Consider the following 15,729-nt stretch of genomic DNA (forward strand, 5'->3'; position numbering starts at 1 on the left):
GCTCGGAGAGAGGGTTGGGTGAGGGGGGCTTTGGAGGTTGGCTGCGGCGTAGGCGCGGTGGTTGTCGATCGAAAGCGAAAGGCCCCCTCACCCCGGCCCTCTCCCCCGAACGGTGGAGCCGTTCAGGGGAGAGGGAGCAAGGCGGTGGGCCGCGAGGGTGGTTGGGTTCATCGCTAGGCGTCAGGTTTCAAGCCCTCTCCCGCGAACGATGGAGCCGTTCAGGGGAGAAGGGAGCAGGGCGGTGGGCTTCGAGGGTGGTTGGGTTCATCGCGGGGCGTCAGGCTTCGAGCTCCTACCCTGAGCTTGCTCGAGGGAGGGGGCGAGGCGGTGGGCTTTGAGGCAGAGCGGCATCCTCCGCGCGGTGGAATGCCGCATGGATTTGACCCACGTCAGCGCGAGCGCGGTGCTGCGTACGCACAATGGTGCAATCAACAGGGGAGGCAGCATGCCTAACACGGAGTATTACAACGACAAGGTGGTGCGGCAGTTTCTGCTCGCCGCGGCGGTGTGGGGCATCATCGGCATGTCGTTCGGCGTCTATGCCGCGGCCGAGCTGATGTGGCCGGCGCTCAACTTCGACATCCCCTGGATGACCTTCAGCCGGATCCGCCCCGATCACACCTTCGGCGTGATCTTCGCCTTCGGCGGCTCGGCGCTGATGGGCACCTGCTACTACGTGGTGCAGCGCACCGGCCACGCCCGGCTGGCGCTGGGCAAGCTGGCGGAGTTCACCTTCTGGGGCTGGCAGCTGATCTGCGTGCTGGCGATGGTGACGATGCCGCTGGGGATCACCCAGAGCAAGGAATACGCCGAACCGGAGTGGTTCATCGACATCCTGATCGCGGTGGTGTGGGTGAGCTTCGGCGTCGTGTTCTTCGCCAGCCTCACCCGGCGGCGCATCCAGCACATCTACGTGGCCAACTGGTACTACGGCGCCTTCATCATCGCGGTGGGCCTGCTGCACATCGTCAACAACCTGGCGCTGCCGGTGTCGATGTGGAAGTCCTACCCGATCTACTCGGGCGTGGTCGATGCGATGGTGCAGTGGTGGTACGGCCACAACGCGGTGGCGTTCTTCCTCACCGCCGGCTTCCTCGGGATGATGTACTACTTCGTGCCGCGCCAGGCGCAGCAGCCGCTGTGGAGCTACCGCTTCTCCATCGTGAACTTCTGGGCGCTGATCTCGGTGTACATGTGGGCCGGTTCGCACCACCTGATGTACACCGCGCTGCCGGACTGGGTGCAGTCGGTCGGCATGGCGTTCTCGCTGATCCTCTTGATGCCGAGCTGGGGTTCGGCGGCCAACGGCCTGCTCACCTTCAACGGCTCGTGGGAGAAGCTGCGCACCGACCCGGCGGCGAAGTTCATGGTGATGTCGCTGGTGTTCTACGCGGCGGCCACCTTCGAGGGTTCGATGATGGCGATCAAGACCGTCAACTCGCTCTCGCACTACACCGACTGGACCATCGCCCACGTGCATTCGGGCTCGCTCGGCTGGGTGGCGATGATCACCATCGGCTCGCTCTACGCGATGGCGCCGCGCGCGCTGGGGCGTCCTGCGATGCACTCGCACAAGGGCATGGAGTGGCATTTCTGGCTGCACATGGCCGGCACGCTGCTGTACGTCGGCTCGATGTGGACCGCCGGCGTCACCGAGGGCGTGATGTGGCGCGCCACCCAGCCGGACGGCTCGCTCACCTACGGCTTCATCGACAGCCTGATCGCGATCAAGCCGATGTACCTGATCCGCTGGGGCGGCGGCCTGCTGATCCTGTCGGGCATGTGGGTGATGGCGTGGAACCTGTGGCACACCGCGGCCGACGCGCGCGCGCACCTGATCAAGCCGATCCCGGTGCCGATCCCCGAGCCGGTATCGCACCAGGTCCCGGCCCCGCTGCCGGCCGCAGGCTGAGGAGACCACCATGGCCTACAAACATTTCGAAGCGATCGAGAAGCACGCCGGCCTGCTCGGCATCCTCATCGCGATCATGGTGTCGATCGGCGGCCTGGCCGAGATCACCCCGCTGTTCATGGAAGCCCACGCGGTGAAGGCGCCGCCGGGGGTAAAGCCGTACGACGCGCTGCGCCTGGCCGGCAAGGACATCTACGTGCGCGAGGGCTGCTACCTGTGCCACTCGCAGATGATCCGCGCGCTGCGCGCCGAGACCCAGCGCTACGGCCACTTCTCCGAGGCGGAGGAGTCGGTGTACGACCGCCCGTTCCAGTGGGGCTCCAAGCGCACCGGGCCGGACCTGGCCCGCGTCGGCGGCAAGTACTCCGACCAGTGGCAGCGCCTGCACCTGATGAACCCGCGCCAGCTGGTGCCGGTGTCCAACATGCCCGGCTACCCGTGGCTGGCCGACAAGAAGCTCGACGTGGCCGACATCCAGGCGCGCATGCGCACGCTGCGCACGCTGGGCGATCCGTACAGCGATGCGGACATCGCCGCCGCGCCCGCCGCACTGGACGGCAAGACCGAGATGGACGCGCTGATCGCCTACCTGCAGGGCCTGGGCATCCGCAACGAGCCGGTGGCCGCGGCGAAGACGGGAGCGGCGCCATGATCAGTCCCGTGTGGGGTCACGTCACCGGCGTGGTGACCGTCGTGCTGATGGTCACCTTCGTCGCGATCTGGATCTGGGCCTGGCGCAAGCACCATCGCGCCACGTTCCAGCGCATGGCCGCGCTGCCGATGGAAGACGGCGCACCGAACTCGGAGGAGCACGCATGAGCACGGGCTGGTCGTTGTGGGTGATGTTCCTGATCGTGCTCAACCTGGGCATCACGCTGTTCCTGTTCCTGTGGGGTCCGCGCGCGAAGATCCCGACGCTGCCCGACGGCACCAGCGGCCACGTGTGGGCGCACGGCACGCTGCGCGAAGGCGTGCGCCAGCTGCCGCTGTGGTGGGTGCTGTTCTCCGCGTCGATGTTCGTGGCGGGCTTCGCCTACCTGGCGCTGTTTCCGGGCTTCGGCAACCACAAGGGCATCCTCGGCTGGACCGCGCACGGCGAGCTGGCGCGCGATGTCGCCGCCAACGACGCCAAGCTCGACGAGCTGCTGGTGCGCTTCCGCCAGTACCCGGTGGAGCAGCTGGCCGGCGATCCGGCGGCGATCCAGATGGGCAAGCGGCTGTTCCTCGACAACTGCGAGGCGTGCCACGGTCGCGAGGGTCGCGGCAACACCCTGCTGGGCGCCCCCAACCTCACCGACCAGGACTGGCTCTACGGCGGCGACGGCAAGGCCATCCTCACCAGCATCCAGAACGGCCGCGCTGGCGTGATGCCGCCGTGGGCCAGCCTGGGCGAGCAGAACGTGAAGAACCTGGCGCAGTACGTGCTGAGCCTGTCCGGCGCGCCGCACGATGCGGCGAAGGCCGCGGTGGGCCAGCCGCTGTTCGCCACCTGCGCGGCGTGCCACGGGCCGGAAGGCAAGGGCAACCAGGCGCTGGGCGCACCCAACCTCACCGACGACATCTGGCTGCACGGCGGCACCGTGGCCGACATCGAGCGCACCATCGGCGGCGGTCGCCAGGGCGCGATGCCGCCGTGGAGCTCGCGCCTCACCGAGGACCAGATGCGCGTGCTCGCCGCCTACGTCTACCACCTCGCCCACCCGGCCGCGGCGGCCGCGCCCGATGCCCAGGCCGCGCGCTGACCGCGCCGGCGCCTGGTACCGCCAGCCGGTGCTGTGGCTCGGTGCGGCGGTGTTTGCCGCGTCGATGGCCGGCTGCATCTGGATCATCGTGATCGGCGCGCGGCATGACGATGTGCCGGTGGACGCGCCGCGCCCGGTGTTCGGCGTGCCCGTCCGCGGGCATGCCGCACCGGCGGCTTCGGCGCCGGCCGCGTCCGCGCCTCCCGCATCCTCGTCCAGCGCGCCATGAACAGCGCCTGGGCCCAGCCGCAGCTGGCCGCGCAGGTGCTGCGGCCGCGTCGCGACGGTCGCGCCGAAGTCACCCTGCGCGTGGCGCCGCTGGCCGACGCCCGCCGCGTGCTGCGGCTGGAGCAGGCGCTGCGCGCCCTGCCCGGCGTGCAGCGGGTGGGCGTGGACGTGGCCAGCCAGCGCGTGTCGGTGGTGTGGGAACCGGCGCGCCAGAGCCTGCCCGGCCTGCTCGACGCGATCGCCGCGATCGGCTGCCGCGCGCAGCCGCTGCCGCGCGCGCGGGTGGACGAAGACCCGCGCCGCGAGGCGCACGACGCGCTCAAGCGCCTGCTGGTGGCCGGCATGTGCGCGATGCAGGTGATGACCTACGCGTTCGTGATCTACCTGGGTGTGGTCGACTTCGTCGACTTCAGCACGCGCAACCTGTTCCGCTGGCTGGGGCTGTTCACCACGCTGCCGATCGTGTTCTACGCGGCGCTGCCGTTCTACCGCGGCGCCCTCGACGAGCTGCGCGCGCGCCAGTTCGGCATCGACCTGCCGGTGGCGCTCGCGGTGGTGCTGGTGTTCGCCGCCAGCGCCTGGAACACCTGGCGCGGCGCCGGCGAGATCTATTTCGATTCGGTGAGCATGTTCGTGTTCCTGCTGCTGCTGGCGCGGCACATCGAGATGCGCGCGCGCCATCGCAGCGGTGCGCTGGGCGATGCCGCGGTGGACGCTGCGCCGCTGCTGGCCGAGCGCTGGCGTGCCGACGGCACGCTGGAAACGGTGGCCGCGCTGGCCCTGCTGCCCGGCGATCGCGTGCACGTGGCCGAAGGCGGCACGGTGCCCGCCGACGGCGTGCTGGAAAGCGCGTGGGCGGAGCTGGACGAGTCGCTGCTGTCGGGCGAGTCGCGGCCGCAGCGGCGCGCCGCCGGCGCCGCGGTGGTGGCCGGCAGCGTGCTGGTGTCCGGCACCGCGGAGTTGCGCGTCACCCACAGCGGCGAGGCCACCGCGGCCGCGCGCATCGGTGCGCTGGCGCGGCGCGCGCGCGGCAGCCGGCTGGCCCGCGCGCGCCACGGCGGCGATCCGGCGGTGGCGCGTTTCGTCGCGCGCGTGCTGGTGCTCACCGCGCTGACCGCGCTGGGTTGGCTGCTGGTGGATCCCGCGCGCGCGTTCGAGTCGGCCGTCGCGGTGCTGGTGATCGCCTGCCCGTGCGCCTTCGCGCTCACCGCGCCGGCCACGCGCACGCGCGCCTTCGGCGTGCTCGCCGCGCGCGGCGTGCTGGTCACCGACGCCGCCGCGCTGGAAACGTTGGCCCGCGTCGACTACGCGCTGTTCGACAAGACCGGCACGCTCACCGAGCCGCAGTTCACCCGCGCGGCGATCCAGCCGCAGCGCGGGCTGGCGGTCGACCGCGTGCTGCATCTGGCGGTGGCGCTGGCACAGGAGAGCAGCCATCCGCTGGCGCGCGCGCTGACCCGCCTGGCCTTTGCCGAAGATGCCGCCGCGCGCGGGTCGTCGATCGCCGCGTCGCTGCAGGCACGCGACGTGCGCGTGCACGCCGGCGCGGGCGTCTCCGGCGTGGTGGACAACCTGCCGCTGTGGCTGGGCCGCGCCGATTTCGCGCTCGCCGCCAGCGGTCTGAAGGATACGGGGGAGGGGACGGCCGGCACGCTGGTGCTGGCCGATGCGCAGGGCGGGCTGGCCCGGTTTGCAGTGGACGACGGGTTGCGCGAGTCCGCACGCAGCACGTTGGCCACGCTGCGCGCGCAGGGCGTGACGCTGGCGATCGCCAGCGGAGACGATCCGGCGCGCGTGGCGGCGGTCGCTGGCGCGCTGGGCGTGGATGAGTGGTCCGCGCGGCAGTCGCCGACGGACAAGCTCGCCCTGCTCGCCGCCGCGCGCGCCGGCGGCAGCGTGACGCTGGCGGTGGGCGACGGCAGCAACGACGCTCCGCTGCTGGCCGGAGCGGATGTCTCCGCCGCGCTGGCCAGCGGCACCGAGCTGGCGCAGGCGCATGCCGACCTGCTGCTGGCCGATGGCCGTCTGGACGGCCTGCTCGCCGCGCGCGCGGTGGCCACGCAGATGCAGCGCATCGCCGCGCAGAGCCGGCGCTGGGCGCTTGGCTACAACCTGGTCGCGGTGCCGTTCGCCGCGTTCGGCCTGGTGCCGCCGTGGCTGGCCGGCATCGGCATGGCGCTCAGCTCGCTCGGCGTGGTGCTCAACGCGCTGCGCGTGGGTCGCACCGCCGCAGCATCGCCGGTGCTGCGCGCATGAACATCATCCTGGTGCTGATCCCGGTGACGCTGCTGGTGGTGGGCGTGGGCGTGGCGCTGTTCTTCTGGGCGGTGAACCACCAGCAGTTCGACGACCTGGACAGCCCCGGCATCGTGCCGCTGCTGGAGGATGATCCAGATCAGGGCGCGCGCGCGGCCACGCGCGCATCCTCCGAGGCCACGGATGCGGTCGACCCAACGCCCGACGACATGGCCGACCGCCTCGATCCCCCGCCTCCGCGCGTCTAGCCTTTTTCGGCGACGCGCGCCCATCGAGTCGCCGCCCGCATGCATGCCGCCGTCATACCGCCCACCGAAGCCGAACTGGCCACCCTCGTCGACCGCTTCTACGAGCAGGTGCGCCGCGATCCCGAACTCGGTCCCGTGTTCAACCCGGCGGTGCACGACTGGGCCGAGCACAAGCAGCTGCTGACCACGTTCTGGTGCTCGGTGGCGCGTCGTGCCAACAGCTACCGCGGCAACCCGATGGCCGCGCACCAGCGCCACCCGGTGCGCGCCGAACATTTTGACCGCTGGCTCGCGCTGTGGGGCGCCACCTGCACCGAGGTGCTGGACGCGAGCGGCGCGGCACTGATGATCGACTACGCCGAACGCATCGGGCAGAGCCTGAAACTCGGGCTGGGCCTGCGTCCGCGCGGGCGCGACCTCGGCGTGCCGATCGTGGCGCGGCGGCCGTGAGCATCGCGGCCGACCTGCTGCCGTTGCCGTCGTCGTCTGGCCGCGAGTGGGTGCACGGCGCACTCGAATGCCTGGCGCAGGAGGCCGCGCGCTCGGCCGACACCCACCTGCTCAGGCTCGACCTGCCAGCCTTTCCCGGCATCGACCTCTACCTGAAGGACGAGTCCGCGCATCCCAGCGGCAGCCTCAAGCACCGGCTGGCGCGCTCGCTGTTCCTGTACGCGCTGTGCAACGGTCGCCTGCACGCGGGGCAGACCGTGGTGGACGCCTCCTCCGGCAGCACCGCGATCTCCGAGGCCTGGTTCGCGCGCCTGCTCGGGCTGCCATTCATCGCGGTGATGCCGGCGGGCACCGCGCCGGGCAAAGTGCGTGACGTGCAGGCGCTGGGCGGGCGCTGCGACCTGGTCGACGACCCGGCCGAGGTGCTCGCCGCGGCGAACGCCCATGCGGCGCGCGGCGCCTGCTTCCTCGACCAGTTCGGCCTCGCCGAGCGCGCCACCGACTGGCGCGGCAACAACAACATCGCCGAATCGATCCTGGGCCAGATGGCGCGCGAGCGCTCGCCCGAGCCGGCCTGGATCGTCTGCAGCGCCGGCACCGGCGGCACCTCGGCGACGATCGGTCGCTACCTGCGCTACCGCCGTCTGCCTACCCGGCTGTGCCTGGCCGAACCGACCGGCAGCGCGTTCGTCGAAGGCTGGCGCCGGCACGACCGCCACGCGCTGGCCAGCCGGCCGACCGTGATCGAAGGCATCGGCCGCCCGCGAGTGGAGCCGGGCTTCGTGTTCGAGGTGGTCGACCGGGTGCTGGAAGTGCCCGATGCCGCCTCGATCGCCGCCGCGTGGTTGCTTGAGGAATTGCTCGGCCGCCGCTACGGCGGCTCGTCCGGCACGCAGTTCGTCGCCTGCCTGCGGCTGGCCGCGGCGATGCGCGCGCGCGGCGAGCGCGGCAGCATCGTCAGCCTGCTGTGCGATCGCGGCGAGCGCTATGCCGAGACGCTGTTCGACCGCGCGTGGCTGCGTGCGCACGGCATCGACACCGCGCCGTGGGAGGCGCGCCTGCGCGCGGTGCTGCGCGACGGCCGCGGCTTCGACGATGGCGATGCCTTAGCATGAGTCGCCGCGCGGCGTTCGCCGCGCCGGCCTGACTGTCGCGGAGTTCTCCATGTCGTTCGCCATCCTCGGTCACGGCCGTTTCGGCCAGGCCCTCGCCGCACTGCTGCGCGAGGCCGGCCACGCCGTGCGCGCCTGGGATCCGCACGCCGAGGTGCCCGCCGACTACGCCGCTGATTCCATCGACACGGCACTCGAAGGCGCCTCGTGGGTGGTGCTGGCGATGCCGGTGCCGCAGATGGACGCGGCGCTGCGCGCGCTGCGCCCGCGCCTGCGGCCGGAGCACACGGTGATCGACGTGGGCAGCGTGAAGCTGCAGCCCTGCGCGCTGATGGACGAGCTGCTCGGCGACGCGATTGCGCACGTCGGCACGCATCCCCTGTTCGGCCCGCTCAGCCTGGCCCGCGGCGAGCGCCCGCTGCGCGTGGTGGTGTGCGCCAGCGCGCGTCATCCGGCGGCGGCCGAACGCGTCACCGCGCTGTTCGCCGGGCTCGGCTGCGAGGTGATCGCGCAGGCACCGGCCGCGCACGACCGCGCCATGGCGCACACCCACGCGTTGGCGTTCTTCATCGCCAAGGGGCTGGTCGACATGGGCGTGGACGACGAGCTGGCGGTGGCGCCACCGTCCTTCCTCGGGCTCAAGGCGATGCTCGCCGCGGTGCGCGGCGACGCCGGCCACCTGTTCGCCGCGATCCAGCAGGAGAACCCGTTCGCCGAAGAGGCGCGCGCGCAGCTGCTGGACACCCTGCAGGGTATCCACCGCCGGCTGGTCGCACCCGGCGACGATGCAACGCTGTCGATCGCCGAGCGCCGCGAGCACGACTGAGCGACGCCGCGGCATCGGCGCTGCCTGTGGCTCGCGCTGCGACAATCCGCGCCGCCCACCTGCGCCACGCCTGATCCAGGTCAGGGGCGCTGGCGCGCTCGCCGCGGACGATGCGCACGTCCTTACGGGAGATGCGCAATGAGTACGACCCGAAAACTCTGGCTGGGGCTGGCGGTGCTGCTGCTGGCCTCCTTCTCGGTGCTGCTGTGGGTGGGCAAGGAGGTGCACCAGCAGGCACCGCCGCTGCCCGACGCGGTGGTCGCCACCGGCGGCGCCACGCTGTACACGCGAGCCGACATCGAGCGCGGCCGCGAGGTATGGCAGAGCATCGGCGGCCAGCAGCTCGGCTCGATCTGGGGTCACGGTGCGCTGGTCGCGCCGGACTGGAGCGCCGACTGGCTGCACCGCGAGGCCAGCGCCATGCTGGAGCTGCTGGCACGCGACGAAGGCGCGCCGTCGTTCGCCGCGCTCGATGTCGAGCGGCAGGCCGCGCTGAAGGCGCGGGTGCAGGCCGAGGAGCGTCGCAACACCTGGAATGCGACCACCGGCAGCATCACCGTGTCGCCGCTGCGGGCGCAGGCGATGGAGGTGGTGGCGCGTCATTACGACAGCCTCTTCAGCAACGACCCGGCCACCCACGCGCTGCGCGTGACCTATGCCATGCGCGAGAACACCATCGCGGAGATGGAACACCGCCGCGCGGTCACCGCGTTCTTCTGGTGGACCAGCTGGGCCGCCGCTGCCGAGCGTCCCGGGCACAGCGTGAGCTACACGCAGAACTGGCCGTACGACCCGCTGGTCGGCAACCGGCCCAGCGGCACCGCATTCCTCTGGTCGGTGTTCAGCGTGCTGTTCCTGATCCTCGGCATCGGCCTGCTCGGCTGGTACCACGCCGTGCAGAGCCACAAGGAGGCGCCGGCCGTGGTGCCGGCGCGCGACCCGCTGGCCGACTTCAAGCCCACGCCCTCGATGAAGGCGACGGCGAAGTATTTCTGGACGGTGATGGGCCTGTTCCTGGTGCAGATCCTGCTCGGCGCCACCACCGCGCATTTCCAGGTGGAAGGCCAGCAAGCCTACGGTTTCGCGCTGGCCAACGTGCTGCCCTACAGCATCACTCGCACCTGGCATACCGAGCTGGCGGTGCTGTGGATCGCCACCGCGTGGCTGGCCACCGGCCTGTACATGGCGCCGCTGATCGGCGGCAGGGAGCCGAAGTTCCAGCGGCTGGGGGTGAACTTCCTGTGGGTGTGCCTGCTGGTGATCGTGGTCGGTTCGTTCGCCGGCCAGTGGTTCGCGGTGATGGACAAGATGGGCCTGAAGTACAACTTCTGGTTCGGCCACCAGGGTTGGGAATACACCGACCTGGGCCGCTTCTGGCAGATCTTCCTGTTCATCGGGCTGATGCTGTGGCTGTTCCTGGTCGGTCGCGCGCTGATGCCGGCGATCAGGCGTCGCGACGAGACCTCGCACATCGTGGGCCTGCTGTTCCTGTCCACCATTGCCATCGGCCTGCTCTATGGCGCGGGGCTGATGTGGGGCGAGCACACCCACATCGCGATGGTCGAGTACTGGCGTTGGTGGGTGGTGCATTTGTGGGTGGAAGGCTTCTTCGAAGTGTTCGCCACCGCCGTCATCGCCTACCTGTTCGTCAAGCTCGGCCTGCTGCGCGCGGCCAGCGCCTCCACCAGCGTGCTGTTCGCCACCATCGTGTTCATGGCCGGCGGCGTGCTGGGCACGCTGCACCACCTGTACTTCACCGGCACCACCACGGCGGTGATCGCGCTGGGCGCCAGCTTCTCGGCGCTGGAAGTGGTGCCGCTGGCGCTGATCGGGCTGGAGGCCTACGACAACTGGCGCAAACAGCACGCCGCACCGTGGATGGCGCGCTACCGCTGGCCGATCATGTTCTTCGTGGCGGTGAGCTTCTGGAACCTGGTCGGTGCGGGCCTGTTCGGCTTCCTGGTCAATACGCCGATCGCGCTGTACTACATGCAGGGCCTCAACCTCACCCCGCTGCACGGCCACACCGCGCTGATGGGCGTGTACGGCATGCTCGGCATGGGGTTGATGCTGTTCTGCCTGCGCGGCATCAAGCCGGCGGCCGAGTGGCGCGAGGGCTGGCTGAAGGGGGCGTTCTGGACGCTCAACCTCGGCCTGTCGCTGATGGCACTGCTGACCCTGCTGCCGCTCGGCGTGCTGCAGCTCAGCGCCGCGCTGGACCACGGCTACTGGTTCGCCCGTTCCGAGCACCTCATGGACCGGCCGCTGGTGCACCTGCTGGTGTGGATGCGCGTGCCCGGCGACACGCTGTTCTCGGTGGGCGCCCTGCTGATGTCGGCCTTCGTCGCCTCGCTGTGGCTGGTGCGCCAGCGCCACCCTCAGGCCGCGGCGCTGCCGCAGGCGGTGCGGGAAGGTGCCTGATCTTCCCCGGGGCGCGCCATGCGGCGCGCCCCGAATCTTTCTCTCGTAGGAGCGCACCCTGCGCGCGACCGCCTTCCGCCTGCATGCACACTCGAGCGGTCGCGCACAGGGTGCGCTCCTACACAGACGCGGTTCTCCGATGTTCGAGTTCTACCCCCAGATCAAGGCCGTGCACATTGCCTGCGTGATCCTCAGCGGGCTGCTGTTCGCGCTGCGCGGCACGCTGGTGCAGGCCGGCCGCGGTGGCGCCGCGCACTGGGCGCCGCTGCGCTACCTGAGCTACACGGTGGATACCGCGCTGCTCACCGCCGCCCTGATGCTGCTGACCATCCTGCCCGGCGCCTACTTCGCCAACGGCTGGCTGACGGCGAAGCTGGTGGGCGTGGTGCTCTACGTGATCTGCGGCAGCCTGGCGCTGAAGCGGGCGCGCAGCGCAGGCATGCGCCGCGGCTTCCTCGTCGCGGCGCTGCTGCTCTACGGCGGCATCGTCGGCATCGCCTGGGAGCACCACCCGCTGGGCTGGCTGCATGGGTGGATGCAATGAGCGCGGCCGCACGCTGACGGGCGCCGGTTCCACTGCCGTCGAGCGCTCATCTAGCCGATGGCGGCAGCTCCGCGGCCGGCCCGGCGAGCAGTTCGCGAACGCGGGTCTGCAGCGCCTCCCAGGCGGCGTCCCAGCGCCCCGCGTGCGGCTTGGCGAGGGCGAAACGCTGCAGCTCGCTGCGTATGTCGAGCAGCCGTGCACGCAGGACATCGGCCTCGGTGCACACCTGCTCGAAATCCGCCAGTCCGACCAGCAGCACCTTGCGGTCGCGACACACGCCGATGCAGGTCTGCGGCGCCTCCACGCGGCCGCAGCCGATGCATTGCCAGGCTTCGATGGTGTCGATCATGTCGCCGCTCCGCTCGAACGATGGCGGCCATGCTGCGCGGTCGCGCGGGGTGTCGGACTGATCCGGATCAGCCGCGCGCCGCGGCGCGGCAGACGGGTTGTCGCAGGGGGCGTGTCGGGGCGCTCAGTGCGCCGGCGGCGTCGCCCAGCCCGGATCGGCGAAGTAGCGCGGGTAGTCGGCCACCGCGTCGCGCATCGCCTGTACCTGCGCCATGTCGGCAGGGTTGGCCTTGAGCTTGTCGGCGGCGGCGAGCAGCGGTACCAGCATGCGATGCAGCACGGCGTCGCGCTCTTCCGGCAGCTTGCACTTGGCGAAGATGTCGGCGGCGGCCTGCTCGATCAGGCCGACGCGGTCCAGTGCCATCGTCGCGTCCATGTGGCCCATCTCGTAGTGGCGCAGTTCCTCCAGCGCGACGTGGATGCGGCCCATGCCGTCGTGCAGCGCGTCGTCGGCGGGCCAGCGCGCGGCCGGTGCGGGTGCCGGTGCCGTGTCGCTGTGCGCGGCATGGTGCGTGTGCTGCGCGAAGCTCACACCGGATAGCGGCAGCGCGAGCATGCCGAGAAGAAAGACACGAGACGCGATGTTCATGGTTGCGCTCCGGCGAGCTGGCGCACAGCGGCGACGAACGCCGGATCGGTGCGTCCGATGATCGTGCTGCGCGCCACGATGCGGCCGTCCGCGTCGAGCAGCAGCAGCACGCTGGAGTGGTTGAAGTCGCCGTCCGGCAGCGGGCGGTACTGCACGCCGAGCAGGGCGGCGAGCGAGCGTGTGTCTGCCGGCGTGGCGTGCGCCAGGGTCCACCAGCGCAGGTCGAGCCGGTGCGCGGCGGCGTAGCGGCGCAGCGCATCGGTGTTGTCGCGGGCCGGGTCGAAACTCACTGCCAGCAGGCCCAGTGCGGCCGGTTCGCCGGCAGCGCGGCGTGTGGCCTTCATGGTGTCGATGATCATCGGGCAGACCATCGTGCACGAGGCGTAGAACATGCTCACGATCTGCGGCGTGCCGCGGCGCGCGGCCCACGGCGCGGTGTGGCCGTCCTGGTCGGTGAGGGTGGCGGCGAGCTGGTAGACCGAGTCGCCGGGCAGCGGTGCCGGGGCAGTCGCCGGCGCGGCGAAGGCCGGGCCGGTGAGCAGGACGCTCATCAGGAAGGCGGTGAAATGTTTCATGGCGAGCTCGCTTGCGGGGATGGGGACAAGGCATGGGGGACATCGCGGTCCCTCGATCGCGCAGCACCCAACTCAGTACGAACGGTGATGGGTGACGCAGCGATCGACGGGCTCGTCAGCGGCCTTGCGCAGCGAAAGCCGAGGTTGGGCGTGGTGTCGACCGCCTTCAGCGCGGACAGCATCGCCACCCGCATCAGCGTGGCGTAGTTCTCCTTCTGCTGCAGGCTGATCGCGCCGGCACCGCAGAACTTCAGCTTGTCGGCGCCGTCCTGATCGCGGCTGTCGCTGCCCACCAGCAGGGCGTTGAAGTCGTCCACCCATTCCCACACCAAGCCGTTGAGATCGCGCACGCCGTGCAGGTCGGCCGCGCCACCGATGGTCGGCAGTGCGTGCGAGGACGGGCGGCTGTACCAGTCCAGCACGCGCTCGCGCCAGGCCGGATCGGTGCGCGCATCGGCGCGGGTGACGTCGGCGGCGGCGGCCATCTCCCACTCGTACCAGCTCGGCAGCCGCGCGTGTTCGCTCTCGCAGTAGGCCTGTGCGGCGAACCAGCTCACCCGGGTGACCGGCTGCATAGGCAGCGCGTCGGCGCCCAGCGCATCGGGCGTGGCCCAGTGCGAGAGATAGCGGCCGTCGGCAAAGATCGGTGCCACGCGGTCGCGCCGCCACTGCGGATGCTTGGTGACGAAGGCGAGGAACTCGGCGTTGCTCACCGGCTCGCTGCGCAGCGCGAACGGCGCCACCTGCGCCGGGGCGTCCTTGCCGTCGGCCGGCACCACGCTGGCGAACCGGCCGCCGGGCAGCGGCCGGTAGTCGGCCGCCGCTGCCGCGGCGGGCGTCGCGGCCAGCACGGCGAGCGCCAGCAGCAGGGGGCCTGCACGCATCGGCTCAATGCTCCGCGGCGGGCGCGGCGGCGGGTTGCGCACGTACCTTGGCCACCTCGTCCTTGGTGATCTGGCCACCGGGGTTGTCCCAGCTGTTGAGCACGTAGGTGAGGATGTTGGCGACCTCGTCGTCGGTGAGCTGGGTCATCGGCGGCATGACCGAGTCGTACTCGGTGCCGTTGACGGTGACCTTGCCGTGCAGGCCGTGCAGCGGAATGCCGATCAGGTGTTCGCGCGTCTGTTTGGCGAGATAGTCCGACTTGGCTAGCGGCGGGAACACCCCGGGCAGGCCCTGGCCGTTCGCCTGGTGGCAAACCGAGCAGGTGCCGGTGAACAACTGCTTGCCGGCGCCGATCTGGTCGGCCTTGCTCAGCGTGCCGGCGGCATTCGCCTTGGCCGCCGTGCTCACCGCGTGCAGGTTCGGTTCGGCGCGATCGCCGAGGTAGACCGAGTCGACCTCCTTGCCCGAGTAGATCGCCTTGTCCTCCGGCCCGTCCACTTTGAGGATGCCCAGCGCGCCTTTGTTGAAGGCGCGGAAGATCGAGTGGTCCACCAGCACGTAGCTGCCCGGCACCTGGGTGCGGAACTCCACCATCGCCGCGCCGCCGGAGGGGATCAGCGTGGTCTGCACGTTGTGCTGCTCCACCGTGCCGCCCTCCTGCCGCACGGTGTCGAAGATCTCGCCGATCACGTGGAAGCTCGACACCAGGTTCGGTCCGCCGTTGCCGACGAACAGCCGCACCGTCTGGCCGACCTTGGCGGTGAGCGCGTTGTCGCCGGTGAGCGAGCCTTCGTGGCCGTTGAACAGTACATAGGTGGGCTTCTCGTCGATCGCCTTGTCCATGTCGAAGCCCTGGTGGCCCTTCTCGCGGTATTTGCCCACCGTGTAGAAGTCGCCCTGCATCACGTAGTACTCGTGGTCGACCTTGGGCATGCCTTCCGGCGGCTCCACCAGGATCAGCCCGTACATGCCGTTGGCGATGTGCATGCCCACCGGCGCGGTGGCGCAGTGGTACACGTACACGCCCTGGTTGAGCGCCTTGAAGGTGAACTGCGACTCGTGCCCCGGCGCGGTGAAGCTCGACGCCGCGCCGCCGCCCGGGCCGGTGACGCCGTGCAGGTCGATGTTGTGCGGCATCTTCGAGTCGGGCGAGTTCTTCAGGTGGAACTCCACCGTGTCGCCCTGGCGCACGCGGATGAAGCTGCCCGGCACGGTGCCGCCGAAGGTCCAGTAGGTGTAGCTGACGCCCTCGGAGATCGGCATCTCCTTCTCGATCACTTCCAGCTCCACGATCACCTTGGCCGGATAGTTGCGGTGGATCGGCGGTGGCACGTTCGGCGGACTGGTAAGCACCGCGTGGATCGGTTCGCCCCGTGGCGGGCCGAAGTCGCCCGGGTCGGTGGCCGACGCCGCCGCGGCGGTGGGCGGTGCAGCGGTTCCGGCGCTGGCCGTGGCCTCGGGTTTGCCCGAGCAGGCGGCGATCGCCAACACGCTGGCCGCGGCCAGCAACGTGCGCAACATTCTCGACATGGTCCTTCCCCTTCGTGATCCGTGCGCGCAGCGTAGGCGGCACGTGCGGCGGGGCGACTGACC

17 protein-coding genes are annotated in these 15,729 nt (G+C 70.7%); 12 read left to right on the forward strand and 5 right to left on the reverse strand.

The genetic code is table 11. The features are described 5' to 3' along the window. Positions 1 to 445: 445 nt before the first annotated feature. The 12 genes from ccoN (at position 446) to ISP17_RS01185 (ending at position 11,739) form a co-directional block, all read left to right on the forward strand. A complete protein-coding gene (gene ccoN, locus ISP17_RS01130; RefSeq protein ID WP_404629672.1) occupies positions 446 to 1,912 on the forward strand; it encodes a cytochrome-c oxidase, cbb3-type subunit I in 1,467 nt (488 codons plus the stop codon). A gap of 10 nt (positions 1,913 to 1,922) precedes the next feature. Continuing rightward, positions 1,923 to 2,564 (forward strand): cytochrome-c oxidase, cbb3-type subunit II, encoded by a 642-nt coding sequence (gene ccoO / locus ISP17_RS01135; protein WP_404629673.1) that lies wholly within the window; start codon positions 1,923 to 1,925, stop codon positions 2,562 to 2,564. Next, complete coding sequence (locus ISP17_RS01140) at positions 2,561 to 2,731, forward strand: CcoQ/FixQ family Cbb3-type cytochrome c oxidase assembly chaperone (protein ID WP_404629674.1); 171 nt, start codon at positions 2,561 to 2,563, stop codon at positions 2,729 to 2,731. Before ccoO ends, ISP17_RS01140 begins: the two co-directional genes overlap by 4 nt. After that, complete coding sequence (gene ccoP, locus ISP17_RS01145; protein ID WP_404629675.1) at positions 2,728 to 3,654, forward strand: cytochrome-c oxidase, cbb3-type subunit III; 927 nt, start codon at positions 2,728 to 2,730, stop codon at positions 3,652 to 3,654. The genes ISP17_RS01140 and ccoP overlap by 4 nt, the downstream gene beginning before the upstream one ends. Further along, positions 3,635 to 3,883 (forward strand): hypothetical protein, encoded by a 249-nt coding sequence (locus tag ISP17_RS01150; protein WP_404629676.1) that lies wholly within the window; start codon positions 3,635 to 3,637, stop codon positions 3,881 to 3,883. The genes ccoP and ISP17_RS01150 overlap by 20 nt, the downstream gene beginning before the upstream one ends. Further along, positions 3,880 to 6,138 (forward strand): heavy metal translocating P-type ATPase, encoded by a 2,259-nt coding sequence (locus tag ISP17_RS01155; protein ID WP_404629677.1) that lies wholly within the window; start codon positions 3,880 to 3,882, stop codon positions 6,136 to 6,138. Before ISP17_RS01150 ends, ISP17_RS01155 begins: the two co-directional genes overlap by 4 nt. Continuing rightward, positions 6,135 to 6,386, forward strand: a complete 252-nt coding sequence (gene ccoS, locus ISP17_RS01160; protein WP_404629678.1) for a cbb3-type cytochrome oxidase assembly protein CcoS — start codon at positions 6,135 to 6,137, stop codon at positions 6,384 to 6,386. Before ISP17_RS01155 ends, ccoS begins: the two co-directional genes overlap by 4 nt. Positions 6,387 to 6,425: 39 nt before the next feature. Then, positions 6,426 to 6,836: a group III truncated hemoglobin gene (locus ISP17_RS01165; RefSeq protein WP_404629679.1), complete on the forward strand. Its 411-nt coding sequence runs from the start codon at positions 6,426 to 6,428 to the stop codon at positions 6,834 to 6,836. Next, positions 6,833 to 7,951 carry a PLP-dependent cysteine synthase family protein gene (locus ISP17_RS01170; RefSeq protein WP_404629680.1) on the forward strand — a complete coding sequence of 373 codons (1,119 nt, stop codon included), beginning with the start codon at positions 6,833 to 6,835 and terminating at the stop codon, positions 7,949 to 7,951. Before ISP17_RS01165 ends, ISP17_RS01170 begins: the two co-directional genes overlap by 4 nt. A 49-nt stretch (positions 7,952 to 8,000) precedes the next feature. Next, complete coding sequence (locus tag ISP17_RS01175; RefSeq protein ID WP_404629681.1) at positions 8,001 to 8,774, forward strand: prephenate dehydrogenase/arogenate dehydrogenase family protein; 774 nt, start codon at positions 8,001 to 8,003, stop codon at positions 8,772 to 8,774. 138 nt (positions 8,775 to 8,912) lie between these two features. Beyond that, positions 8,913 to 11,195, forward strand: coding sequence for a nitric-oxide reductase large subunit (locus ISP17_RS01180; RefSeq protein WP_404629682.1), 2,283 nt, complete (start codon positions 8,913 to 8,915; stop codon positions 11,193 to 11,195). Positions 11,196 to 11,334: 139 nt separating this feature from the next. After that, positions 11,335 to 11,739, forward strand: coding sequence for a SirB2 family protein (locus tag ISP17_RS01185; RefSeq protein ID WP_404629683.1), 405 nt, complete (start codon positions 11,335 to 11,337; stop codon positions 11,737 to 11,739). Between the two features lie 46 nt (positions 11,740 to 11,785). On the opposite strand, the gene ISP17_RS01190 is transcribed toward ISP17_RS01185, so the two are convergent. The 5 genes from ISP17_RS01190 to nirK all read right to left on the reverse strand — a co-directional run bounded on the left by ISP17_RS01190 (position 11,786) and on the right by nirK (position 15,666). Then, positions 11,786 to 12,088, reverse strand: coding sequence for a hypothetical protein (locus ISP17_RS01190; RefSeq protein WP_404629684.1), 303 nt, complete (start codon positions 12,086 to 12,088; stop codon positions 11,786 to 11,788). A gap of 123 nt (positions 12,089 to 12,211) precedes the next feature. After that, entirely contained in the window at positions 12,212 to 12,676 is a 465-nt protein-coding gene (locus ISP17_RS01195; protein ID WP_404629685.1) for a DnrO protein, read from the reverse strand. Beyond that, positions 12,673 to 13,251, reverse strand: a complete 579-nt coding sequence (locus tag ISP17_RS01200) for an SCO family protein (protein WP_404629686.1) — start codon at positions 13,249 to 13,251, stop codon at positions 12,673 to 12,675. The genes ISP17_RS01195 and ISP17_RS01200 overlap by 4 nt, the downstream gene beginning before the upstream one ends. Then, positions 13,248 to 14,135 carry a formylglycine-generating enzyme family protein gene (locus tag ISP17_RS01205; protein ID WP_404629687.1) on the reverse strand — a complete coding sequence of 296 codons (888 nt, stop codon included), beginning with the start codon at positions 14,133 to 14,135 and terminating at the stop codon, positions 13,248 to 13,250. Before ISP17_RS01205 ends, ISP17_RS01200 begins: the two co-directional genes overlap by 4 nt. A gap of 4 nt (positions 14,136 to 14,139) precedes the next feature. Next, positions 14,140 to 15,666 (reverse strand): copper-containing nitrite reductase, encoded by a 1,527-nt coding sequence (gene nirK, locus ISP17_RS01210; protein WP_404629688.1) that lies wholly within the window; start codon positions 15,664 to 15,666, stop codon positions 14,140 to 14,142. Between the last annotated feature and the right edge of the window lie 63 nt (positions 15,667 to 15,729).

This window comes from Dyella ginsengisoli, assembly GCF_044904665.1.
Classification (GTDB): domain Bacteria; phylum Pseudomonadota; class Gammaproteobacteria; order Xanthomonadales; family Rhodanobacteraceae; genus Dyella_A; species Dyella_A ginsengisoli.